Source organism: Thalassospira sp. MIT1004 (assembly GCF_001858545.1).
GTDB classification, from domain to species: Bacteria; Pseudomonadota; Alphaproteobacteria; order Rhodospirillales; family Thalassospiraceae; genus Thalassospira; species Thalassospira xiamenensis.
Window position 1 is genome coordinate 350819 of sequence record NZ_MCAO01000042.1, and the last position, 23705, is coordinate 374523.

The following is a 23705-nucleotide window of genomic DNA, read 5'->3' on the forward strand; positions in this document are numbered from 1 at the left end:
ATGGCGACCACTGCAACCAAGGCGCGGTTTGCGCGTTTTAAAAATCTTGAATTCGTTCTGGGGGCTGTTCTGACCGGTGGCATCTGTTTTCTGGTCGTGTTTTCCGATCTGCTGTTTCCTGGCGGCGCGGACAAGATTGATCTTTCGGCCCGCCTGATCGCGCCGTTTACCAATGCCGATCATATTTTTGGCACCGATCCGCTGGGGCGTGACGTTCTGGCGCGTGTGGTTTCAGGGGGCAAAATATCACTTCAGGTTGGTTTGCTTTCCGTTGCCGGGGCGGTTGTCATTGGTGTGATCATGGGCCTGATATCGGGATATTATCGCGGTTTCTGGGACATGATCGTGATGCGCTTTGCTGATGTGCAGCTTGCATTGCCGTTCATTTTGCTGGCGATCACCTTTATCGCGATCATCGGCGGTGGACTGACCAACATGATCATTCTGCTGATCATTGCGCAATGGGTGCAATATGCCCGTCTGGTGCGGGGATCGGTTCTGTCGCTAAGGGATCGGGAATTCATCCAGTCGGCCAAGGCGATTGGCGTGCGCGATATTCATATCCTGTTCCGTCACCTTCTGCCCAACCTGATCGGGCCGGTTATCGTTCTGATGACGCTTAATGTTGCTACCAATATCCTGCTTGAGAGCAGCCTGACCTTCCTTGGGCTGGGGGTTGACCCCCTGATCCCAAGCTGGGGCGGGATGCTGGCGGATGGGCGGACTTATTTGCAGAATGCCTGGTGGGTATCGGTTTTCCCCGGGCTTGCCATTCTTCTGACCGTGCTTGGCCTGAACCTTCTGGGCGACTGGCTGCGCGATAGCCTTGACCCCACAGGCAGGACGTCCAAATGACACAGATTTTCGCCACCACCTTTGCGCCGACCCTCCCAAATCTGAGCGACGAAATCGTCAAGGCCGCCAGCCCCGGGCAGCTTATCGAGGCATGGCTGTTTAACGATGCCCAAACCCGTGTCGCTACCGAGGCAAAGTTGGCCCAGCAGGGGGTCAAGGCGCGCATTCGCAGTGCCTATAAGCCGCTTTTGCATTTCTTCCTTGAAGATATTGATCTGGCAAAGTCGGGCATTGCCGATATCACGGTGCGTTATCCGCGCCATCAAAATGCGGCGGATAATCGCTTCCTGCTTGAAACCTATCCCTTGGCGGCCCTGGTTGCGCCAGCCTTGATCACGTTCGAGGCATCGGATCGTTGCGATTGCACCTATGATGTGATCCTGCGTGGGGCGGATGGGGTTGAAACCCGTCATGAAGTTTTTGCGCCAAACCGGGTGCATCAGGATGTGGTTGATGAAACCCACCTGTCGCCGACCGGGTGGGTGCGGATTATCGATGCCGATGGTCAGATTGTCCGCGATGAACGGATTGAAACCGAATATGAGGCGCTTTTTGCCCAAACCATGGCGGCCATTGCCGATTATGACTGGGGCGATCAGGAACCCTATTTCGAAGAGCTGAATATCGCGGTCGATCTGCCGGGGCATGATCAGAAGATCGCCCATGGTCACGAGGTTCTGAGCCTTCATGAAGCCCTGCACGAGGATTTCTATTTCTCGCTGCTGGAATATTTTCAGGTCAGATCGGGCCGTCCGCTTGGTGATCGCGGATTGCAGCCGGGGCAGATCGTCCCGGAAATCCGTCAGGTATCCGATGCCGGTGATGGGGATGGCGAGGCCCATGTCACGGTTGAATTGCGCCCCCTGTCAAAGGACGAGACAACGGGTGAGATGCAACAGATTGATCGCGCCACCCGTCCCCTGACGGTTGCGCAAATCCTCGCCGAGCTTGACGGGATCGACGGCGAAGAATTCCATGCGACATCGCGATCCGGGCGGATTTTGAATGCGCGCTATCACAAGGGGACGGATTTGCCGGTGATGATCAGTGGCGGGCAGCATCCCAACGAGATTTCCGGTGTTGCGGGCGCGCTTCGTGGGGCGTTGGAGCTGGCGAAGCGTGATGGGGCACATTTCACGATTTCACCGCTGGAAAACCCGGATGGTTATGCCCTTCATCAGCGTCTGATTGTTGATAACCCGAACCATATGCATCACGCGGCGCGCTATACAGCGCTTGGCGATGATATGGAATACCGCAGCGGTGATGGCCTTTATGAAAAGGAAATCCGGGTTCGGGCGCGTGCCATCAGCGAGGCAAGCCTGCATGTCAATCTGCATGGCTATCCCTGCCATGAATGGACCCGACCGCTTTCGGGATATGTTCCGCGCGGGTTTGGCATGTGGACCCTGCCAAAGGGGTTTTTCCTGATCATGCGCCATCATGATGAATGGTCGGAACGGGCGGAAAACTTTATCGATCAGGTCACCCGCAAACTTGCCGCCATTCCGGGGCTTCTGGCGTTCAACGCGGCACAGATTGATCTGTATCGCATTCATGCCGGTGATACCGGTTTTCGGATCATCAATGGTTTTCCGTGCATGATTTCGGTTGATGATCGTCATGACGTGCCGCTGACCCTGATTACCGAGTATCCCGATGAAACGATCTATGGCGATGTCTTCATCGCGGCCCATACTGCGCAGATGGCAACGGTTGTTGCCGCCTATGATGCGTGGCAGAACCTTGATAAAGATTGATCGATCATGTCGGTCTTTTGCAAAACACCCCGGTGCAAATGCCGGGGTGTTTTCGTTTGAGGGATTAGTGGAAATCGTGGCTGTCGACCTTAAGGCGTGATGTGTTTTGCTGTTTGCCGTGACGTTGTTCAAGCTGTTCAAGGTTCTGGGCCGCAGGGCCGGTTTGATCGGATGGTCCTGCGGCGGGCGTGGCCCAGCGCAGATTGCGGGGATGGGTGTTATTGGCGCGGGCAATACGGGTGTTATCCGTCAGGCTTTGCAGCATCCCTGACAGGTCAACCAGTTTATCGGCGATGATGTGGGTGACACCGTCTTCACGTTGAAGCTTGCCCGATACGCCAAGGACGGTTGCGGTCATGACCTCGCGGCGGAACTGTTCCATCACCTTGCTCCAGACGACCAGATTGGTGATGCCCGTTTCATCCTCAAGCGTTATGAAAACCACGCCGGACGAGGTGCCGGGGCGCTGGCGAACAATGGCAAGACCGGCATGGTTGATCCGTTCGTTATTCTTGAAATTGACCAGATCGGTCGCCTTGCACACCCCGGCTGCGGACAGGGCATCGCGTAGCATCGATATTGGATGCCCCTTAAGCGACAGCCGCAGGCTTGCGTAATCCTCGATGATTTCTTCGCCCGGTCCCATAATTGGCAGATTGACCGGGGCTTCGGGCCCGAATTCGGCGGAAACGCCCATATTGTGGTTGAAATTCTGGGCAGCTTCAAACAGGGGCAGGGCCGCCGGGGCCTTGCGCCCCTTGCCAAACCGGCGGACGGCCCACAACGCTTCGCGCCGGGACAGGCCAAGGGAACCAAACGCATCGGCTTCGGCCAGTTTTTCAAGCGCGGCGGGTGATAGCCCGGTCTGGCGCGCCATCAGAAAGATATCCTGAAATCCGCCGGTCGGGCGGTTTGCGATCAGGGACAAGGCATCGAACTGCCCGAACCCCTTGATCTGGCGGAAGCCCAGCCGGACGGAAAGATGACCGCTGGCGCGGCCCAGTTCCCGTTCCAGATGATTGTCCCAGAAACTGTGATTGATATCGATTTCAAGCACTCGGACACCATGATTTTTGGCATCCGCAACCAGTTGCGCCGGGGCATAAAACCCCATCGGTTGCGCGTTCAGAAGCGCGCATAAAAACACATCGGGATGATGGCATTTAAGCCATGATGACGCATAGGCAAGGATGGCAAAACTGGCTGCATGGCTTTCGGGAAAGCCGTAATCGGCGAAGCCTTCGATCTGTTTGAAGCAGCGTTCTGCAAACTCGGCGGCATATCCGTTTTTCAGCATGCCATTGATGAATTTGTCGCGATGCGCGCCAATCGTGCCCGTGCGGCGAAAGGTTGCCATGGCACGGCGCAATTCATCGGCCTCACCGCCCGTATAGCCGGCAGCCACGATGGCAATCTGCATGGCCTGTTCCTGAAACAGCGGCACGCCACAGGTGCGCTTTAAAACGGCTTCGAGTTCCTTTGACGGGTAATCGACCTTTTCGCGGCCCATGCGTCGTTGCAGGAAGGGGTGAACCATGCCGCCCTGGATCGGGCCGGGGCGGACAATGGCAACCTGAATGGTCAGGTCATAGATGCTGCGCGGCTTTAATCGTGGAAGCATGCTCATTTGCGCGCGAGATTCGACCTGAAATGTGCCGATGCTGTCGGCTTTTTCCAGCATGTCGTAAACCCGCCCGTCTTCCTTGGGAAGGGTTGCAAGATCATGATCGATATTCTTGTGGTTTCTCAATTCATCGAATGCCTTGCGAATACAGCTTAGCATTCCAAGGGCAAGCACATCGACCTTGAGGATGCCCAGCGCATCGATATCGTCCTTGTCCCATTCGATGGTGGTGCGGTCCTCCATCGCGGCATTGGCAATCGGGGACAGTTCGCATAACGGGCCACGAGTGATGACAAAGCCACCGACATGCTGGGACAGATGGCGGGGGAACCCGGTCAGTTCGCCTGCCAGATCAAGAACGGCTTTCAGACGCGGTTCATCTGGATGAATGCCCGACTGGCGCATCATTTCATCATGCGCGCCCTTGCTGCCCGATCCCCAGATGGTTTTGGTCAGTTTGATAATGGTGTCTTCGGGCAGGCCGAACACCTTGCCGACATCGCGGATGGCGCTTCGCGACCGGTATGAAATCACGGTTGCCGTCAATCCGGCCCGTTCCCGGCCATAACGTTGATAGATATGCTGGATCACCTCTTCGCGGCGTTCATGTTCGAAATCGACATCAATGTCAGGCGGCTCGTTCCGTGCGTTGCTGATGAAGCGCGAAAACAGAAGTTCCACCTTGGCCGGGTCGACCGATGTGACATGCAGACAGAAACAGACCGATGAATTGGCGGCCGATCCGCGTCCCTGACACAGAATGTTTTGCGATCTGGCAAAGGCGACAATGTCATGCACCGTCAGGAAATAGGGGGCATAGCCCAGTTCGTCGATCAGTTTAAGTTCGGCTTCGATCAATCCCCGGACCTTGTCGGGAATGCCGTCGGGATAGCGTTTATGCGCGCCTTCCCATGTCAGGCGGGTCAGGCGTTCCTGCGTGCCTTCGCCCGATCCGTCATTTTCATCGGGATATTCATAGCGTAATTCGGATAAGGAAAACCGACATTGATCGGCGATTTCAATCGTGCGAGCCAGCCATTCGGGATGGGTCGGGAAAAGTTTCGCCATGTCCTGCGGGCTTTTGATATGGCGTTCGCCATTGGGAAACAGCCGATATCCGGCATCCTCGATCCGGCAATGATGGCGAATACAGGTCAGGACATCCTGCAACGGTTTGCGCGAGCGGACATGCATGTGCACGTCATTGGTGACAACTGCAGGGATGGCAAGTTCTGCCTCGACCGCCTCGGTAAAGGCCAGCCGTTCGCTATCAAACCCGTCCATGAACCGACCGATGGCAAGCCAAAGCTGGCCCGATAAATGGCGTTTAAGGTCGATCAGCTGCGTGCGAAAGGTGTCATCGGGGACTTGTGGCGGGACCGCGATGAAGAGCAATCCGTCGGCATGACTTCTGATATCGGCCAGATAAATTTCGCATTCGCCCTTTGGCGCGCGGCGTTTGCCAAGGGTCAGTAACCGGCATAACCGGGCATAGGCCATGCGGTCCGTCGGATAACATAACAGCGACGGACCATCGACGGGATCAAGCCGACAGCCGACAATATAATTCAGCCGGTCCCTGTGGGGCTGATGTGCGGTGTGGCCACGCACGACCCCGGCCAAGGTGTTGCAGTCGGTTATCGCAATAGCATGCAGTCCCTTGGTTGCGGCCATAAGAACCAGTTCCTCGGCGTGGGAGGCCCCGCGCAGGAAGGAAAAATTGCTGCTGACCTGTAATTCGGCATAGGCAGGTGCCGATTGCTGAAGGGGGAAATCGGTCATGTCAGTCCCCGAATAATCCATGGATGGACCAGATATCCTGCCCGGTTGGGCCGGTGCGAAAGGCCCATAACAATCGGCCTGCCTGATCGCGGATGCGGAAATAATCCCGCGTCTTGGGGGATAGGGCATATTCATCCTGATCAAGGCATTGCCACCATTCCGGGCAAATCCGTTCGGGTCCTTCGGCATGGATGATGTCGACCGCCATTTTGCGCCAGCGCAGGCGGCTTGGCGTGCCATTGGTGTCGCGCGCAAGGATTTCGACCGGTTCGGGTGGGTCGATCAGGCGTGCCGGGCGTTTGGGCAATGTCATGTCGGTGCGTCTGGCCGGATATGTCCGGGCGTTAACGGCCTGTCGCACAGAAGCCTGTTCAGGCAAGTGGCTGGCGTGGTGGCCGGGGTGAAACAGCATGTCGCGCGGGCCGAGGTGGTGGGAAATCCGGTCGATCAACTGGGCAAGGGCAATCTGGTCGGTGGTTTCTTCCTGTTGCTGGTCAAGGCGCGACTGGCGAAAGGCCACATGTTCGACCCACGGGGCGTAGACAATCACCTGTTCGATGCCAAAACCAGTATCGACACCGGGCATTTTTTCAGACAGCAATCGCAACACATGCGGGGCGGACTGGCACGGGCTTCCGGTACCAAGTGTGATGGTATGGGTATGCCCGTCAACCCGTACACAGCGCAGGATAATGCGGCGCAGACCCAGATTTTCCTGCGCCAGATTGTTGCAGAGTTCCGTTACCATGCTTTCAACCGTAATCGCCAGATTGGCCGCATCGCCCAGCGGTTCGCCAAAGCTGCGCCGGATCAGCCATGGCCGATCTGGCAAATTGAAATTCAGATGTTCGGGCAGACGTCCATAAAACTGATCAAGCCGTTGCAAAACTTCGGGCCCCAAGCGCGTGGTGATATTGGCACGCGGCATCGGGGTGATGTCGCCCAGATGTTTAAGCCCCAGCCGAAACAGGGTGACACGTGTCTGTTCGGCCAGACGCAGGGCGGATATCGGAAAACCGGCGGCAATATCATGATCGCGCGGCAGGCTTAAAATCCGTTGATCAGCCAAGGCAGCAGGGTGGCATCGTGCCGCCCCCCATGCCGCACCTGCCGTATCGGCAATGGCGGCACGGCCAGCATAACCACGTGATTTGACATCGCGCAGAACCAGCGCCAGAAGCGCACTTTCGCCACCAAAAAGGTGACTGCCGCCGGTAATTTCAAGCCACAATCCGGCATCACCTGTATGGTTATGATCGGCTTCCTGCAAGAACCGGTCGCGGGCAACCCACGGGCTGTATCGGTCCATCGCGCGGATCAAACGCGCCAGATGGCGTTCATAAAGATCGGGCTGTTCGGGAAGGTCGCGCAAAGCCGGGTATATGCTGCGTGCTTCGGCAAGGCGCATGCCCGGTGCCAGCCCGCGTAACTGGGCCACCTTGTTGCTGCCGCAGACCAGAACGCCCTTGTGATCGGCGCGCGTGATCACGACCGGTTCCGGTTTGGGGCTGTCATCCCCGGTTTCAGGCATATCGATCCGGTGGCAATCTGTTTTCCAGTGCGTCAGCCACAGATAAAGAAAACGTTGTTGCATCAATTCGCATTCTCCAACTGCCCGGTCGAACCCCGCGTCCCCCGATCAGGCTGAGTATGTGTCGGTTGCCTGTTGTTGAATGTTTCGCTGCTTCCGGCGTTATCCGCCACCGCGTATGCGCGCTTGATGCGGTGGTTTTGCCATCGGACCGCATATGCCGGATCGCAATCAGGCGCGTATGTCCGGCTTCGCAGGCTAGTTGCAGGCGGCGTGCCGCAGTCAGGTCATAATCCGTGGTTTCGACAATTATGCTGACGATCTGTCCGGATTTTGCCGCTTCCTCGCAGGTCCAAAGGGCGGTGGCCTGCCGATCAACCACCATCATGACCGGCATATCCGTCGCTGGCAGCGCAAGCGGATAAAGCCCGCCTTGGTCAATCGCGCGCCGTTGTCGAATCCAAAACAGGCTTTTGCCTGTTTGATCCCCGATGGAAAGTCGTGCCAGATACCATGCCAGAATGGAGGCGGCGGTATCATCATGACCGCAGATGATTTCATGCAGACCCACCGGGGCAATGCCCCCGATGCTGATATGATGTGCAAGATCGACCCCGCCAAAGGCACGGCGCATGATCCGATCCGTCCCGCCGGGCAGGCAGGCAACCTGTCCTTTCCATTGTTTTTCGGCCCGTTGCAACGCAGCACGGGCAAGATGAAGACGTCTGTCTGACATAACATGAGTTCCTGATTTGTTCTTTTTATGTGGTCAGGAGGGAACGGGAGTCAAGCAGCAAAGATCGGGAAAATGTCAGGAACGGTTCAAGTCATTGCGCCAAAACAAAACCCGATGCCAGGAGCATCGGGTTTTGCAGGTGAATTATGGACGTCTGATGATCAGATTTCAGGATACCACGCACCCAGAACGCCGAATTCCTCAAGCTTGGCAACGATGATCTCGGCGGCCTGTTCGGCGGTTTGATCGGAGGTGTTGACCGTGATTTCCGGGTGTTCCGGTGCTTCATAGGGGCTGTCGATCCCGGTGAAGTTGGCGATTTTGCCTTCGCGGGCCTTTTTATAAAGGCCTTTCACGTCGCGCTGTTCGCAGACTTCAATCGGGGTGTCGATAAAGACCTCGATGAACTCGCCATCTTCGACAAGGCTACGCGCAAACTGGCGTTCGCTTTTGAACGGCGAGATGAAGGATACCAGCGTGATGATCCCGGCATCGACAAACAGCTTGGCGGTTTCACCGACACGGCGGATGTTTTCCACCCGGTCGGCATCGGTAAAGCCAAGGTCCTTGTTCAATCCGTGACGGACATTGTCACCATCAAGGGTGTAGGTGTGCTTGCCCATGGCATGCAGCTTTTTCTCGACCAGATTGGCGATGGTCGATTTACCGGCACCCGAAAGACCCGTGAACCACAGAACGGCCGATTGCTGACCTTTCTGATAGGCACGCGCCTGTTTGTTGATGTCCATTTCCTGCCATTTGACGTTGGTCGCACGGCGAAGCGAATGGTTGACCATGCCTGCGCCAACGGTGGCGTTGGAATAACGGTCGATGATGATGAACCGGCCCGAATGGCGGTTGTCATCATAGGGATCAAAGGCCAGTGCCTTGTCGGTTGCGATATTGGCAATGCCGACTTCGTTCAGTTCCAGCGTCTTGCCGGCAATATGTTCCAGCGTATTGACATTGACCTTGTATTTCAGGTCGCTGATCTGTGTGTTGGTGACCTGTGCGCCCATCTTGATGATATAGGGGCGGCCGGGCAGAAGATGATCTTCGTGCATCCAGATGATGCGGGCTTCGAACTGATCGGCAAATTCCGGGCGTTCATCCGGTCGGGCCAGAACATCGCCGCGCGAAATGTCGATTTCATCTTCAAGTGTGATGGTCACGGCCTGACCGGCAAAAGCCTGATCGAGGTTGCCGTCAAAGGTGACGATTTCCCTGATCTTGCTGGTCTGACCCGAGGCGGTGACGGCAATCGCATCGCCCGGCTTGATGATGCCCGATGCGATGGTGCCGGAAAAACCCCGGAAATCAAGGTTCGGGCGGTTGACCCACTGCACCGGAAGACGGAACGGCTTTTCAATCGCATCCTGTTCGACCTGAACGGTTTCAAGATGTGCGAGCAGCGTCGGACCTTCGTACCAAGGGGTGTTCGGGCTGGCTTCGATCATGTTATCGCCGCGAAGGGCCGATAACGGGATTGGCATGATCGAGCTATAGCCAAGGTCTTTGGCGAATTCCTTGTAGTCGGCAACAATGGTGTCGAACTTGGCCTGATCATAGTCGATCAGGTCCATCTTATTCACGGCGAGCACCACATGCTTGATCCCCAGCAACGACGTGATGAAGCTGTGGCGACGTGTCTGTGTCAGGATGCCTTTGCGGGCATCGATCAGGATCACGGCGACATCGGCGGTCGAGGCACCGGTTGCCATGTTGCGCGTATATTGTTCATGGCCGGGGGTATCGGCGACGATGAATTTGCGTTTGTCGGTCGAAAAGAAGCGATAGGCGACATCAATCGTGATGCCCTGTTCGCGTTCTGCCTGAAGCCCGTCCAGCAGCAGGGCGAAATCAATTTCGCCGCCTTGGGTGCCGACCTTGCGGCTATCGGATTCAAGGGCGGCAAGCTGATCCTCAAAGATCAGTTTGGAATCCCAAAGCAGACGGCCAATCAGGGTCGATTTGCCATCATCAACGCTGCCACACGTGATGAAGCGCAGCAGGCTTTTTTCTTCCTGGGATTTCAGGTAGCCGAGAATGTCATCGGCAATCAGGTCGGATTGATGCGCCATTAGAAGTAGCCTTCCTGCTTTTTCTTTTCCATTGAACCGGCCTGATCATGGTCGATCATGCGCCCCTGTCGTTCGCTTGAGCGGGTCAGCAGCATTTCCTGGATAATCTCGGGCAGGGTGGCGGCTTCGGACTCAACCGCACCGGTCAGCGGATAGCAGCCAAGCGTTCTGAAACGCACCGATTTCATTTCCGGCTTTTCACCCGGATTAAGCGGCATACGGTCATCATCAACCATGATCAGCATGCCGTCACGTTCAACAACCGGGCGTTTGGCCGAATAATACAGCGGCACAATCGGGATCTGTTCGAGATAGATATATTGCCAGATATCAAGCTCGGTCCAGTTCGAGATCGGGAAGGCGCGAATGCTTTCGCCCTTGTTGATCCTTGCGTTGTAAATGTCCCACAATTCCGGGCGCTGATTTTTCGGATCCCAGCGATGGGTTTCGGTGCGGAACGAAAATACGCGTTCCTTGGCGCGTGCCTTTTCCTCGTCACGCCGCGCTCCGCCAAAGGCTGCATCGAACTTGTATTTGTTCAGCGCCTGTTTCAGCGATTGGGTTTTCATGACGTCAGTATGCAGGCTTGATCCGTGGGTGAAGGGGCCGATGCCCTGATCAACGCCGTCCTGATTGATATGAACAATCAGCTCAAACCCGTATTCCGCCGCCACCTTGTCGCGAAATTCGATCATTTCGCGGAATTTCCACGTGGTATCGACATGCATCAACGGGAAGGGCGGCGGGGCCGGGTAAAATGCCTTGCGCGCCAGATGCAGCAAAACCGACGAATCCTTGCCGATGGAATAAAGCATCACCGGCCGTTCGAACGAGGCCGCAACTTCGCGGATAATGTGAATACTCTCGGCCTCAAGCTGGCGGAGATGGGTCAGATTAGGCTGCATTCTCGTTCCTGCCGATCGATCAAAACTGTGGCAAATAACACAAAATTTGTGTTTATAAATGTATTTCACGTTGCTTTGATGGGTAATATGGAAACGGCTTTGATGCAAGCGCGTTCTATCCAAATCACACAAAAAAGATAACCACATATTTTCTAGTACAAAGGAAATATGTTCTTTGGGTGTTTTCTTTGTGGTCGATAAAGCCAAGACCTCAAACCTAAACCGGATAGCCCTTGAATGCCTTGGTCTGGGCCAGGGCGACATGGCCGATGAATTTGGTGATGCCAAGATTGCCGTGGATCATTTCCTCGGACAGGGAATGATAATGCTGCACATCGCGACAAACGAGGCAGAGCATATAATCATACGGCCCGGAAATCCGGTAGGCGGCAACGACTTCGGGGATGGTTTTGGCCGCGTCGGCAAAGCGTTTGTAATCGGCGGCGGTCTTGCCGGTCAAGGTGACTTCGGCAAAGACCCGGACATGCGGGCAGATTTTTTCGATATCAAGTACCGCGCGATAGCGTTTCACGACCGCTTCTTTTTCAAGCTTTTTGACCCGGTCAAGGCACGGGCTCGGGCTTAGTCCCACCAGCTTTGACAGGGCAAGATTGGTCAGCTTTGCATTGGCCTGAAGGGCGCGCAGGATTTTAAGGTTGATCTCGTCGATCTTGATCATCGGGTCGCCGTTATCTTGTTTGCGCCACCTTACACATAAAAAAACGGCCCGACCAGTATTCCGGTCGGGCAAGTGGGGCAGGATTTGGGGCGTTTTGAAAATCAGGCAGCCATGCCCTTGCGTTCCTCGGCACTCAGTTCACCCATTACCTGATCAATGCCCTTTTTGATCGCATCGACCATCTGGTCGGCTTCGCGCCGGTCAAGCGTCAGGGGCGGGGAAAATGCTAGGCTGTCGGCGGTTGGAAGCGGGCGGACAATCACGCCCTGGTTTCCGATGGCTGCGGCACAGCGTGCTGCGATCTTGTGTTTCAGATCGAACCCGGTTTTTGTGTCCCGGTCCGCCATCAGTTGCAAGGCGCCCAGAAGGCCAACACCGCGTACTTCGCCGATATGGGCATGATGGCCAAAGGTATCGTTAAGCTGCGCATGGAGATAGGCACCGGTTTCTGCGGAATTCGCGACCAGATTTTCGCCTTCGATGATCGCAAGGTTCGCCAGTGCCACGGCCGATCCCACCGGATGGCCGGAATAGGTGAAGCCATGGGCAAATGCACCAAGGGTTGCCGATCCGTCGCGCAGGACTTCCCAGATATCATCGCTGATGAAGGCCGCTGACATCGGGAAATAGCCACTGGTCAGGCCCTTGGCGGTGGCGATCATATCGGGGCGAATGTCATAAAGCTGATGACCAAACCAGTTCCCGGTGCGGCCGTAACCGCATACAACCTCATCACAGATGAACAGAATATCGTGCTTTTTCAGAACCGCCTGAACGGCTTTGAAATAGCCCTTTGGCGGGGTGATGACACCACCGGCCCCCATGATCGGTTCGGCAATGAAGGCTCCGACCGTTTCAGGACCTTCTGCGATGATCAGGTCTTCAAGCTCGTTTGCCAGCCGGGAGGAAAACTGTTCTTCGCTCTCGCCCGGTTTGGCTTCGCGGTAATAATGCGGAAGCGAGGTGTGTTTGACTTCGGGGATCGGCAGGCCGAAATTGCGATGAAAGGATGCAAGCCCGGTCAGGCTGGCGGCGGCAATGGTGGTGCCGTGATAGGCCTGCTTGCGGGCGATGATCTTGCGCTTTTCCGGTTTGCCGCGAAGCCCGTTATAATACCAGACGATCTTCATCAATGTATCGTTGGCGTCCGACCCGGAACTGCCAAAGAAGACCTTGGTGATGTGAGCCGGCATCTTTGCCACCAGCTTTTCGGCCAGTTCGATCTGGGCCGGGTTGGATGCCCCGGCAAAGGTATGGAAATAGCCCATCTGATCGGATGCGGCCTTCATCGCATCACCGATCTCGGCCCGGCCATAGCCGATATTCATGCACCAAAGCCCGCCAACCCCGTCCAGCATCCTGTTGCCGTCGGTATCGGTAATGAACGCGCCCTTGCCCTCGACAAAAATGCGGGCCGGACCGTTGTTTGACACATCGGCAACCACGGATGCCGGATGCAGGATATTGGCCGCATCCGATCTTTTAAGGAGTTCGGTATCATAAATGGTCGACATGGCAGGTCTCCCGGGCTTTGTGTGGGGCGTAAAGCTTGTTGTTCCCGGTATTCTGCCACGATTGGTCCGGTATTAAATTTTGAAGCTGGTAGACTTTACAGCAGTGGCTGCGGTTGAAACTCGTTGCCTTTGCAACCGAAGATAGTTTAATTTTCGAATCACTTTTTAATTTCTAAGTTTGGGGTGAAAATGTCTGAAATTGCCTGCCCACATTGCCATTATGTTTCTCAGAATGGAGTAAAGGTCTGTATCGGTTGCCAAGCCGAGGTGGTCTACGGAAGTACTTCAAGTGAAATAAAAACTGCCATGCTTTTCGGAGGTATTGGCGCATCGATATTGTCTAGTATTATTATGGCAAATTTCTTTGGGTACAGTTTTGCTGCAATGCTGGTTTTCGCAGCTATCGGAGCCGTGGTTGCGGTTGTTTTGACGGACAAAGCGCATCATGGAAACGTTAGATTCGTCCGACGTTACTTTAACCATTAGCACCGTAGATGCATGCTAATTAGGTGTGCTGGAAATCATAAATCGGACCAAGCTGAAGAAGCTGTGTGAGCTCATCAAGGGCTGTTCGGACTTCGGTCAGAAGCGTTGGATCGCGGAAATCATCAGCGCTTAGCCGGTCGCGATAATGTTTTTCGACCCAGCCTGTAAGTTCGGCAAAGCGTTGATCGTCGATCAGGCTTTGCGGGTTGGTGGCGGCAAGTTCGGCATCGGTCAATGCGACGCGCAGCCGCAAACAGGCCGGCCCACCGCCATTGCGCATGCTTTGGCGCAGGTCGAAAAACTTGATCTGTCTTATTGGCGTATTGTCCTTGCCGATCAGGTCATAAAGGTAATCGCGGACCGATATGGTTTCTTCGGCCTCGGTCGGCAGGATCAGCATCATCTGACCATTTTCCGGCAGGCGCAAAAGCTGTGAATTGAACAGGTAGCTTTTGATCACGTCGGGAAGCGGCACCGCGCTTTGGGGCACCTCGATGCTGGTGAAATCGGCAATGCCGTCCATCTTGCGCCGGATGTCGTCAATGACGGCGGGCGTGTTAACAAAGACGTCCTCGTAATGGAACAGCACATTGGCATTGCCGACCGAAATCACGTCATTATGAAACACCCCGGCATCAATAAGGTCCGGGTTTTGCTGCGCATAGACGACACCATTTTCGGATAAGCCATGATGGCGGGCAATCGCGCTGCTGGCTTCGAACGTCTGGCGTGCCGGATAGCGGTTTGGCCGGGTTTTACCAGGATCAAAAGCATGACGGCCATAGACGAAAAATTCGACCCCGCGCGCGCCGTAATCGCCACAAAAACGGGTGTGGTTGGCAGCCCCCTCGTCCCCCATATGGTCGGTGCCGGGCGGGGCGGCATGATGGATGAAATGATCAGGATTGGCGAATGTCGCGGCAAGTGCGCGCCCGGTCACCGGATGTTCGATCGACCGGTGGAACATGGCGCACAGATTGGCCGGGGTGAAATGCACCTTGCCATCGGCAGTATCACCGCTAGGCGAAACGGTTGCGGCATTGGCCGTCCACATCGGGGATGCCGATGATACCGCCAGAACAAGGTTCGGGTTGGTCTTCCAGGCGGAGGCCAGAACATCACCATCCGACCCACAAAAGCCGAAAACATCGCGCAGGGTTTTGACATGCGGGCGTTCATGGGGTGGCAACACACCCTGCACAAAGCCCATGTCATGCAGCGCCTTCATCTTGGTCAGGCCCTGAAGGGCGGCGGATTTTGGGTTGGAATGTGTGCTGGCGTTGCTGGTCGAGGCGACATTGCCAAAGCTTAACCCGGCATAATTGTGCGTTGGCCCGACCAAACCGTCAAAATTGGCTTCGATGGCGTATCGGGTCATGGACGTACTCCTTTGGGGACGGCATCGGGGGCGATCAGTTTGTCGATCTGAAGGGTTGCGACCGGCCATGCGCAATAATCGGCGGCGTAATAGGCCGACGGGCGGTGGTTGCCGCTTTCGCCGATGCCGCCAAACGGGGCGCTACTGGATGCGCCGGTCAGTTGCTTGTTCCAGTTGACGATCCCGGCGCGGCTTTCATGGATGAAGCGTTGCCAAAGTTCGTCATCATCGCACAGCAACCCGGCGGCAAGGCCAAAACGGGTATTGTTGGCTTCACGGATCGCGTCGTCAAAGTGATCGACCCGGATGATTTGCAGGATCGGGCCAAACAGTTCCTCGTCCGCGCGGTCCTTTAAATCGGTCACGTCAATCAGGCCCGGTGTCAGGAACGGGCGGACAGGATCGGGACGCGTCATTTCGCGGATGATTTTGGCACCATCGGTAACAAGTTTTGCCTGTGACGCGATCAATGCATCCGCCGCCCGGTTGGAAATCACCGGGCCCATGAAGGGTTCGGGATCATCATCTGGCGCACCGATAATCAGCCTGTCGCAATAATCATTGATGGCGGCGACCATCGCATCGCCCCTTGCGCCGGATGGCACGATCAGGCGGCGCGCGCAGGTGCAACGTTGCCCTGCGGTGATAAAGGCCGACATGACGGTATGGTGGGCGACGGCATCGAGATCGGCGGCGTCCCAGACGACAAGCGGATTATTCCCGCCAAGTTCCAGCGCCAGAATTTTGTCCATCTGCCCGGCAAAGGCATGGTGCAAATGGCGTCCGGTCGGGACACTGCCGGTAAAGAACAGCCCGTCGATACCGGGATGCTGCGCCACGGCAATGCCGGTATCGCGTTCGCCCTGCACAAGGTTCAGAACCCCGCCCGGCAATCCGGCCTGTTGCCAAAGCTTTACGGTTTCTTCGGCGACAAGCGGGGTCAGTTCGGATGGCTTGAACACCACGCAATTGCCCGCCAGAAGGGCCGGGACGATATGGCCGTTGGGCAGATGGCCGGGGAAGTTATAGGGACCAAAGACCGCAACAACCCCGTGGGGTTTGTGGCGCAAAATTGCCTGTCCGCCGCCCGGTGCGTCACCTTGGCGCGTGCCGGTGCGCTCATGATAGGCCTTGATCGAAATCGCGATCTTGCCGGCCATTGCACCGACTTCGGTCAAGGCCTCCCAATGCGGTTTGCCGGTATCACGGCTGATGGCGCGTGCCAGTGCGTCCTTATGATCAGTGAGCAACCCGGCAAACCGTTCAAGGATTTCGATCCTTTCATTCAGGTCGCGTTTTGCCCATGCCGGAAAGGCATTTCGTGCCGCCATGATCGCGGTGTTAACATCGTCACCGCTGGCGGAATTCCCCTGCCAGATGATATCGCCATTGGCCGGGTTTTCGGCGTGAAATGCTTTGCCATTGCCGGTTTGCCATGTGCCATTGATGAACAGGGCGGGATTTGATTTCTGGGTCATGATGCCTGCTCCTGCGTGTTAATCGGTGACAAAACGGATCTGATCGCCAGCACGCAGACCAAGGATTTCGGCCTGATCGCGATCCAGATCGACATGCGTGCCATTCACAACATTCATGTAAAGCCAGCTTGCCTGATACCCGGAAAGTTCCAGTGTGCAGGCAAGGTGGCGTTCCATGGCGGGGCTTCGATCAACGATTTTGCGGATGGTGGCGATTTTGGAATGGCGGATGGTGCGGATGTCATCAAGCCGAACATCAACGCATGGTCCGCCATCAAAAATATCGACCGCATTTGAAAACCGGAAACCTTCCTTTTTCAAAAGGTTCAATGCCGGGCGCGTTTCATCATGGGTTTTGCCGATCACATCCTGGGCGGCCTTGGGCAGCATTTCGATATAGATCGGGTATTTCGGCATCAGGTCGGCAATGAACTGGTTATTACCCACCCCGGAAATGTAATCGGCATCGGGGAACGGGATGTTAAAGAAATGCGATCCCAGAGCTTCCCAAAGCGGTGATTTACCGTTTTCATCCTGCCAGCCGCGCATTTCGGCCATGACCATTTCCGAAAACCGTTCCTTGAAGCACCCCATCAGCAAATATCGCGACCGTGCCAGAAGCTGCCCGTTGCCGTCCTTGCGATAATCGGGGTCAAGGTAAAGTGTGCCCACCTCGGTCGCGCCCTGATAATCATTCACGAGGGTCAGCAGGCGTGACGTTACGGTGACATTCAATTCGTGCGAATACTGCGTCAGTTTCAGGATTTTATAGTTATAGAACGCCTTTGATAACCCGACCCCGGCATAGATCGCGCAGGTGCCCGCGACCTTGCCATTGGCGGTATCTTCCAGAACCATGAAATAGCTTTCACCACCGGGGCCGTCGATATCGACCCCGAAGGCCTCAATGCTTTCTGTAATGCGGGCTTCAAGCAAGTCACGATTGGCCGGAAGGGTGGTCAAACCCTTGCTGGCCGAGGATGCCAGATCAACCAGCCGGTCAAGGTCGCTCATACGGGCGGGGCGGACACGCATCATGATTTTATATCTCCGTCTTTTTCAATGCGTCGGGTAAATCACCGGAACCGGCTTTCATCAGGATCAGGGCCGAAAGTTTTGCCCGTTCGATCAGACTGTCGAGCTTCACGAACTCCTGATCGGAATGGATCAGGCCGCCGCGCACCCCAAGGGTATCGATATTGGGTAATCCGGCCTCGGCCAGATTATTGCCATCGCAACAGCCCCCGGTGGGTTTCCATGCGATATCAAGATCAAGGTCGTGACCCAGTTCGCGCACCCATTCAAAAAGCGCCTTGGTCCGGCCCGCCATCGGCTTTGGCGCGCGGCCAAACTGGCCATGCAGTTCGGCGGTGATGCCGTCACGCTGATTGATCGCAGCAATGACATCGGCAATTTCATTTTCGGCCTGATGGCGTTCGTCATGGTTTGAAACCCGAACGTTAAAGCGCACGACGGCACTTTCGGGCACGACATTGACCGGCCCGCCGCCATCGATCTTGCCGATGTTGAATGTGGCCTCGCCAACCTTGCCGTTCAGCCGATCAAGGCGCATGACGCAGTCACTGGCCGCGACCATCGCACTGCGCCCGGCATGAAATTCACGGCCCGCATGGGCAGCACGCCCCTTGATCCGGACGAAAAAATTGCCTGATCCCTTGCGTGCCCCGGCAAGGGTGCCGTCTTCCAGTGCCGGTTCATACAGCATGCCGAAATCGGCGGCACGGGCGTGTTCGGCTAAAAACGGAGCCGATCCGATGGAGCCGGTTTCTTCATCCGGGTTCAGGATCACGTCCCAGCCGATGCCACTGGCAAACGGGCTTCGTTCCAGTGCGCTTAGCGCATTGAGGATCGTAAGAATACCACCCTTGGCATCGGCAACGCCCGGCCCGTTCAATGTATTCTCATCAATCAGGCGCGGGGTCTGAAACGGGCTGTCGATGGCAAAGACCGTGTCATAATGAATGCAGAGCAGAACCCGAACCGGGGCCTGTGGCCGTCTGGAAAAATGCAAAAGCTTGCCATAGCGCACGGGGGCGATGCTGCCGTCGGCGGCGACCGCCTCGCAATCGGACAGGTCGATGATCGCGGTTGTGGCGTCAAGTTCGGCAAAGGCATCCAGAATGGCCTCACGCATCCGGTCAAGGCCGTCGATATTGCCCGTGCCACTATTGATCGCCGACCACGATTTCAGGCGATCAAGCGTTTTGTCGTAACGCTGATCAAGCCAGTCGAGCCAAGGCTGAAACTTTGCATATTCGGTCATGATAACCTTTGGAACGGTTTGGCATTGTTGATTGATTATTGGATATATCGTGCCAAAAACCGCCCGGCAGGTGGTGCGGGATAGGGGGATGGAAACGGAATTACATGCGGTCCGATGAAATGCGGGTTGGTAATTTTATTTCAAAATTGATGACCCTAGAAAAATAAACTTGATTTAGGTCAGTCTTCCTTGCCAAATAATGGCAACAACACTGACCTAAAGAGAAGCCCCATGACTGTCCAATGGAATGACCTGATCGTTCGTGATGCCCGTGCGCTTACCGCCTCCGAAATCCGTGATCTGCTTAAAGTGGCCGACCGGCCGGAAATCATTTCCTTTGCCGGGGGCGTGCCTGATCCGTCGCTTTTCCCGTTGGCCGATTTCAATGCCATCTATGGTGATCTGACGACCGACGAGGTTGCCGGCCGCAAAAGCCTGCAATATTCCATCAGCGAAGGCCTGCCCGCGCTTCGTCAATGGATTGCCGATGATCTGGCTGCCAGCGGGGCGGTGCGCGGAATTGATAACATCCTGATCACCTGTGGCGCGCAGCAGGGGCTTGATATGCTTGCCCGTTTGTTGTTGGAACCGGGCCGTGAAATCATCGTTGAAAAGCCAAGCTACCTTGGCGCGATGCAGGCCTTTTCCATGCGCCGTCCGACCTATGTCGGGGTGAATATGGATGATGATGGCCCGGTGATTGCCGAACTCGAAGCCGCGTTTGAACGTGGTGCGCGCATTGCCTATCTCGCACCGGATTTCCAGAATCCGACCGGGCGGTCCTATAGTCTTGAACGGCGTCTGGCCGCGCTCGAAATCGCGCGCAAATATGGTGCGGTCATTCTTGAAGACGCGGCCTATTGCAAGCTGTCCTACGAAGGTGATGTGTTGCCATCGTTGCTGTCACTTGATGAAACCAATGGCGATCCAGAGGCCGGAACCGTTATTCAGCTTGGCACATTTTCCAAAACGCTGGTGCCCGCCCTTCGGATTGGCTGGGTTTCTGCGCCCCGTCCGGTGATCGAACGGCTGGTGCTGATGAAGCAGGCCGGTGATCTGCATGTGTCGACCATCAATCAGGAAGTCGCCCTTCGTGCGGCGCGCAGACTGTTTCCGGGGCATCTTGATACCATCCGCGATGCCTATCGCGCCAAACGCGATACGATGCTGGCCGCTTTGGATGAATTCATGCCCGAAACCGTGTCTTATACAAGACCCGAAGGCGGCATGTTCATCTGGTTGACCCTGCCGGAAAATATCGACAGCCGCCAATTGCTGGATCAGGCCCTGCACGATGCCAGGGTCGCCTTTGTCCCCGGTCAGGCCTTTTTCTGTGATCACACGGGCCGCAATACCGCGCGCCTCAGCTTCGCCACCGAAAAGCCCGATCGCATCCGTGACGGGATCGAGCGCTTGGCATTGCTGATCCGGCGTGTGCACAATCAGTAAGGGGTATTGTGCAACAAAGCCGAAGGATCATCATGAACATCCAGCGTAACGCATCAAAGGCATCGACAAAGGGATCGCCGGATTACTTCACGGGTACGGTTCGGATCGACAGCCCGTTTCAGACCACCGATCCCGCCCGTGTCGGTGGGGCCATTGTGACGTTTGAACCGGGCGCGCGCACCGCATGGCATACCCATCCGCTGGGCCAGACCGTGATCATCACAAGCGGCCTTGGCTGGGCGCAGCGTGAAGGCGGACCCCGCGAAGAAATCCGCCCCGGCGATATCGTCTGGTTCGAGCCGGGGGAAAAGCATTGGCACGCGGCGACCGACAAAACCGCGATGACGCATATCGCGATTGCAGAATCTGTGAACGGATCGCCGGTCGATTGGCTGGAAAAGGTGGCGGATGGCGATTATCTGGGCCAATGACTGACCCCGAATGAAAAGGCCCGGCAGGGGTGGGGGACCTTGCTGCCGGGCCGGAGTTGCTGACAAGTGTCAGCAGGTAGACGGAGTAATCCGATATTTGTGATCGGATGTTTTCATGAAATTCCGGTGATCAGGCTGCGGAGCAAAAGCGACACAGCCCCGATCACAAGGATGCCCCCGGCATAAAGCCCGATAAACCAAAGCACACGCCGGGTTTTGGGTTTGGGTGAAAATGCCGTCATCAGTGATATCCTTCATCCCCGACCTTGCCCCGGAATACCCAATAGGCATAGGCGGTATAGGCCAGAATGATCGGGATCAGAATGGCAGCACCGACCAGCATGAAGGACAGGCTGTTGTCGGGGGCGGCGGCCGTTCTGAAATCAATCATCGGTGGGACGATATTGGGATAAAGCGTGATGCCAAACCCGGCATAGCACAGGAAGAAAATGCCAAGTGTAATGCCAAACACCGTCTTTTCCCGGTGCTTGACCGCATGCCAAAGCCAGAAAAGCAGGCCGGTCGTGACAATCGGGATCGGGGCAAGGAAAAACAGGTTTGGCATATCAAACCAGCGCGCGGCATAAGCCGGGTGGATATAGCTTGTCATCAATGACACCACGCCAAGATTGGCAGCCATCCAGATCACCGCAGGTTTGGCAAGGGCGCGCAAACGCCCCTGAAAATTGCCTTCCATCTTCATGATCAGCCAGCCGGTGCCAAGCAGGGCATAGCCAACCACGACGGCGGACGCGCAGAACACCGAAAACGGGCTTAGCCAGTCAAACGGGCCGCCAACGAATTTGGCATTTTCAACGGCAATGCCTTCGATAAACGCACCCAGCATTGCACCCTGCATCGCGGCCGCAATGATGGATCCGGCGGAAAAGGCAAAGTCCCAGTGTTTTTGATGATCGCGGCTTTTGAACCGGAATTCGAACGCCACCCCGCGAAACACCAATGCCAGCAACATGGTGAAAACCGGGATGTAAAACGCGGTCATCAGCAATGAATAGGCCAGCGGGAAGGCGGCATAAAGCCCGCCACCGCCCAGCACCAGCCAGGTTTCATTGCCATCCCACACAGGGGCAACCGTATTCATCATCTTGCCGCGTTTGGCCGGGTCCTTGATGAACGGAAACAGAATGCCAATGCCAAGATCAAAACCATCAAGCGTGACATAGGCGAAAACGGCAACCGCAATCAGCAGTACCCAGATCAGTTGATAATCCATGATCATTCTCCTGCCGTCGGGATGGTGGGATCAGAAACCGGGCGGCTTCCGGCGCGCAGGACTTCGCCCTTCGGCGAATGGGCAAAACGCGGGTCCCTGTTCATCGCGCGGATGATATAGGCGGTGCCAACCCCAAACACGATGGCATAGACAATGACGAATGCGGCAAGAGATCCGGCAATTGCGGTCGGGGCGACGGGCGATCCGGCCTCGGATGTGCGCATCAACCCGTAAACCACCCAGGGCTGACGCCCGATTTCGGTGGTGAACCATCCGGCCAGAATGGCGATAAAGCCGCTTGGCCCCATGATCAGGGCAAAGCGATGCAGCCACGTGCAGCTATAAAGCGATTTGCGCCATCGGGCGAACAGGCTGACGATACCAAGTAACGCCATCAAAATGCCAAGTCCGACCATGATGCGGAATGTCCAGAATACGATGGTCGCATTCGGGCGGTCTTCGGGGGCGAAATCCTTTAATCCGGTGATCCTGCCATCCCAGTCATGGGTCAGGATCATTGATCCCAGTTTCGGGATTTCAACGGCGTATTTTGTTTCCTCTGCCGCCATGTCGGGCCAGCCAAACAGGATTAGCGGCGCACCATTTTGCGTTTCAAAATGGCCCTCCATAGCCGCGACCTTGGCCGGTTGATGTTCAAGGGTATTAAGCCCGTGCATATCACCGGCCACGATCTGGATCGGGGCGACGATGGCGGCCATCCACATTGCCATGGAAAACATGATCCGTGCGGCGCGGTTTTCCCGATCACGCAGCAAATGCCACGCCCCCACCGCACCAACCACAAGGGCGGTGGTCAGGAAGGCGGCCAGAACCATGTGAACAAGCCGATAGGGGAAGCTTGGATTAAAGATCACATCCCACCAGCTTTGGACAACAGCCCGACCATTTTCGATAATATGGCCGGTGGGTGTCTGCATCCAGCTATTGGCCGACAAAATCCAGAAGGCGGAAAACAATGTGCCAATCGCAACCATGGTGGTCGCAGTGAAATGCAGCTTCGGTCCGACACGGTTAAGGCCAAACAGCATGATGCCGAGGAACCCGGCCTCGAGGAAAAAGGCGCTGAGTACCTCGTAGGCCAGAAGCGGGCCTAGCACGCTGCCGGTAAATTCGGAAAAAGGTCCCCAGTTCGTGCCGAACTGATAGGACATGACAATGCCCGAAACGACACCCATGCCAAAGGCCAGCGCAAAGATTTTCAGCCAGAATTTATATAGCGCCAGATAGGTGTCATCACGCGTGCGCAGCCAAAGCGCTTCGAGCACGAAAAGATAACTGGCCAGTCCAATGGTAAAGGACGGAAAAATGATGTGAAACGAGATGGTGAACGCGAATTGCACGCGGGCCAATATGTCGGGATCAAACATTGGCGTTGGTCCTTTTATCAGGCAAAGCCTTCCTGTCGGGCCGCGTTTTTCGTTGCAACGCGAAATCGCTCATTGCATGACCTGATCCACTGAAAACAGCGGATCAGGGG

19 protein-coding genes are annotated in these 23705 nt (G+C 56.0%); 5 read left to right on the plus strand and 14 right to left on the minus strand.

The window, feature by feature from the left end; all coding sequences use genetic code 11:
• The gene (locus tag BC440_RS15720; RefSeq protein ID WP_007091389.1) at positions 1–855 is read left to right on the plus strand and encodes an ABC transporter permease; all 855 of its coding nucleotides are present in this window, start codon (positions 1–3) and stop codon (positions 853–855) included.
• Positions 852–2615: a M14 family metallopeptidase gene (locus BC440_RS15725; protein WP_071240485.1), complete on the plus strand. Its 1764-nt coding sequence runs from the start codon at positions 852–854 to the stop codon at positions 2613–2615. Before BC440_RS15720 ends, BC440_RS15725 begins: the two co-directional genes overlap by 4 nt.
• Positions 2616–2679: 64 nt before the next feature.
• Here the strand turns inward: BC440_RS15725 and BC440_RS15730 are convergent, their stop codons facing one another.
• The 7 genes from BC440_RS15730 to BC440_RS15760 all read right to left on the minus strand — a co-directional run bounded on the left by BC440_RS15730 (position 2680) and on the right by BC440_RS15760 (position 13467).
• Complete coding sequence (locus tag BC440_RS15730; protein WP_247643588.1) at positions 2680–6021, minus strand: error-prone DNA polymerase; 3342 nt, start codon at positions 6019–6021, stop codon at positions 2680–2682.
• A gap of 1 nt (position 6022) precedes the next feature.
• Positions 6023–7615 (minus strand): DNA polymerase Y family protein, encoded by a 1593-nt coding sequence (locus tag BC440_RS15735; protein ID WP_247643589.1) that lies wholly within the window; start codon positions 7613–7615, stop codon positions 6023–6025.
• Entirely contained in the window at positions 7545–8288 is a 744-nt protein-coding gene (locus BC440_RS15740) for a protein ImuA (RefSeq protein ID WP_071240488.1), read from the minus strand. The genes BC440_RS15735 and BC440_RS15740 overlap by 71 nt, the downstream gene beginning before the upstream one ends.
• A 161-nt stretch (positions 8289–8449) precedes the next feature.
• Positions 8450–10369, minus strand: coding sequence for a sulfate adenylyltransferase subunit CysN (cysN, locus tag BC440_RS15745; RefSeq protein WP_071240489.1), 1920 nt, complete (start codon positions 10367–10369; stop codon positions 8450–8452).
• Positions 10369–11274 (minus strand): sulfate adenylyltransferase subunit CysD, encoded by a 906-nt coding sequence (cysD, locus tag BC440_RS15750; RefSeq protein WP_037990815.1) that lies wholly within the window; start codon positions 11272–11274, stop codon positions 10369–10371. Before cysD ends, cysN begins: the two co-directional genes overlap by 1 nt.
• Positions 11275–11491: 217 nt before the next feature.
• A complete protein-coding gene (locus BC440_RS15755) occupies positions 11492–11953 on the minus strand; it encodes an Lrp/AsnC family transcriptional regulator (RefSeq protein ID WP_071240490.1) in 462 nt (153 codons plus the stop codon).
• A 101-nt stretch (positions 11954–12054) separates the two neighbouring features.
• Entirely contained in the window at positions 12055–13467 is a 1413-nt protein-coding gene (locus BC440_RS15760) for an aminotransferase (RefSeq protein ID WP_071240491.1), read from the minus strand.
• A 189-nt stretch (positions 13468–13656) separates the two neighbouring features.
• On the opposite strand from BC440_RS15760, the gene BC440_RS22980 reads away from it, so the two are divergent.
• On the plus strand, positions 13657–13953 hold the full coding sequence (locus BC440_RS22980; RefSeq protein WP_139190028.1) for a hypothetical protein: 297 nt from the start codon (positions 13657–13659) through the stop codon (positions 13951–13953).
• A gap of 19 nt (positions 13954–13972) precedes the next feature.
• Here BC440_RS22980 and astB read toward each other — a convergent pair whose 3' ends face one another.
• Genes astB through BC440_RS15785 form a run of 4 tightly spaced genes read right to left on the minus strand, consistent with a single transcriptional unit; the run spans position 13973 to position 19093 of the window.
• Complete coding sequence (gene astB, locus BC440_RS15770) at positions 13973–15331, minus strand: N-succinylarginine dihydrolase (RefSeq protein ID WP_071240492.1); 1359 nt, start codon at positions 15329–15331, stop codon at positions 13973–13975.
• Positions 15328–16809 carry a succinylglutamate-semialdehyde dehydrogenase gene (astD, locus tag BC440_RS15775; RefSeq protein WP_071240493.1) on the minus strand — a complete coding sequence of 494 codons (1482 nt, stop codon included), beginning with the start codon at positions 16807–16809 and terminating at the stop codon, positions 15328–15330. Before astD ends, astB begins: the two co-directional genes overlap by 4 nt.
• An 18-nt stretch (positions 16810–16827) precedes the next feature.
• A complete protein-coding gene (locus BC440_RS15780; RefSeq protein WP_071240494.1) occupies positions 16828–17847 on the minus strand; it encodes an arginine N-succinyltransferase in 1020 nt (339 codons plus the stop codon).
• Positions 17848–17851: 4 nt separating this feature from the next.
• Positions 17852–19093: a hydrolase gene (locus tag BC440_RS15785; RefSeq protein WP_071240495.1), complete on the minus strand. Its 1242-nt coding sequence runs from the start codon at positions 19091–19093 to the stop codon at positions 17852–17854.
• 231 nt (positions 19094–19324) lie between these two features.
• Here BC440_RS15785 and BC440_RS15790 point away from each other — a divergent pair, with 231 nt between their 5' ends.
• The gene (locus tag BC440_RS15790; RefSeq protein ID WP_071240496.1) at positions 19325–20542 is read left to right on the plus strand and encodes a PLP-dependent aminotransferase family protein; all 1218 of its coding nucleotides are present in this window, start codon (positions 19325–19327) and stop codon (positions 20540–20542) included.
• A 32-nt stretch (positions 20543–20574) separates the two neighbouring features.
• Entirely contained in the window at positions 20575–20973 is a 399-nt protein-coding gene (locus tag BC440_RS15795; protein ID WP_071240497.1) for a cupin domain-containing protein, read from the plus strand.
• A 113-nt stretch (positions 20974–21086) separates the two neighbouring features.
• On the opposite strand, the gene BC440_RS22455 is transcribed toward BC440_RS15795, so the two are convergent.
• Genes BC440_RS22455 through BC440_RS15805 form a run of 3 tightly spaced genes read right to left on the minus strand, consistent with a single transcriptional unit; the run spans position 21087 to position 23595 of the window.
• Positions 21087–21215: a DUF2474 family protein gene (locus BC440_RS22455; protein ID WP_040059893.1), complete on the minus strand. Its 129-nt coding sequence runs from the start codon at positions 21213–21215 to the stop codon at positions 21087–21089.
• A complete protein-coding gene (gene cydB / locus BC440_RS15800) occupies positions 21215–22213 on the minus strand; it encodes a cytochrome d ubiquinol oxidase subunit II (RefSeq protein ID WP_037990801.1) in 999 nt (332 codons plus the stop codon). The genes BC440_RS22455 and cydB overlap by 1 nt, the downstream gene beginning before the upstream one ends.
• A complete protein-coding gene (locus BC440_RS15805) occupies positions 22210–23595 on the minus strand; it encodes a cytochrome ubiquinol oxidase subunit I (RefSeq protein ID WP_071240498.1) in 1386 nt (461 codons plus the stop codon). The genes cydB and BC440_RS15805 overlap by 4 nt, the downstream gene beginning before the upstream one ends.
• Between the last annotated feature and the right edge of the window lie 110 nt (positions 23596–23705).

Coding starts and splice junctions, on each gene's coding strand:
- BC440_RS15720 (WP_007091389.1), top strand. CDS start 1: ATGGCGACCACTGCAACCAAGGCGCGGTTTGCGCGTTTTAAAAATCTT.
- BC440_RS15725 (WP_071240485.1), top strand. CDS start 852: ATGACACAGATTTTCGCCACCACCTTTGCGCCGACCCTCCCAAATCTG.
- BC440_RS15730 (WP_247643588.1), bottom strand. CDS start 6,021: ATGACCGATTTCCCCCTTCAGCAATCGGCACCTGCCTATGCCGAATTA.
- BC440_RS15735 (WP_247643589.1), bottom strand. CDS start 7,615: ATGCAACAACGTTTTCTTTATCTGTGGCTGACGCACTGGAAAACAGAT.
- BC440_RS15740 (WP_071240488.1), bottom strand. CDS start 8,288: ATGTCAGACAGACGTCTTCATCTTGCCCGTGCTGCGTTGCAACGGGCC.
- cysN (WP_071240489.1), bottom strand. CDS start 10,369: ATGGCGCATCAATCCGACCTGATTGCCGATGACATTCTCGGCTACCTG.
- cysD (WP_037990815.1), bottom strand. CDS start 11,274: ATGCAGCCTAATCTGACCCATCTCCGCCAGCTTGAGGCCGAGAGTATT.
- BC440_RS15755 (WP_071240490.1), bottom strand. CDS start 11,953: ATGATCAAGATCGACGAGATCAACCTTAAAATCCTGCGCGCCCTTCAG.
- BC440_RS15760 (WP_071240491.1), bottom strand. CDS start 13,467: ATGTCGACCATTTATGATACCGAACTCCTTAAAAGATCGGATGCGGCC.
- BC440_RS22980 (WP_139190028.1), top strand. CDS start 13,657: ATGTCTGAAATTGCCTGCCCACATTGCCATTATGTTTCTCAGAATGGA.
- astB (WP_071240492.1), bottom strand. CDS start 15,331: ATGACCCGATACGCCATCGAAGCCAATTTTGACGGTTTGGTCGGGCCA.
- astD (WP_071240493.1), bottom strand. CDS start 16,809: ATGACCCAGAAATCAAATCCCGCCCTGTTCATCAATGGCACATGGCAA.
- BC440_RS15780 (WP_071240494.1), bottom strand. CDS start 17,847: ATGATGCGTGTCCGCCCCGCCCGTATGAGCGACCTTGACCGGCTGGTT.
- BC440_RS15785 (WP_071240495.1), bottom strand. CDS start 19,093: ATGACCGAATATGCAAAGTTTCAGCCTTGGCTCGACTGGCTTGATCAG.
- BC440_RS15790 (WP_071240496.1), top strand. CDS start 19,325: ATGACTGTCCAATGGAATGACCTGATCGTTCGTGATGCCCGTGCGCTT.
- BC440_RS15795 (WP_071240497.1), top strand. CDS start 20,575: ATGAACATCCAGCGTAACGCATCAAAGGCATCGACAAAGGGATCGCCG.
- BC440_RS22455 (WP_040059893.1), bottom strand. CDS start 21,215: ATGACGGCATTTTCACCCAAACCCAAAACCCGGCGTGTGCTTTGGTTT.
- cydB (WP_037990801.1), bottom strand. CDS start 22,213: ATGATCATGGATTATCAACTGATCTGGGTACTGCTGATTGCGGTTGCC.
- BC440_RS15805 (WP_071240498.1), bottom strand. CDS start 23,595: ATGTTTGATCCCGACATATTGGCCCGCGTGCAATTCGCGTTCACCATC.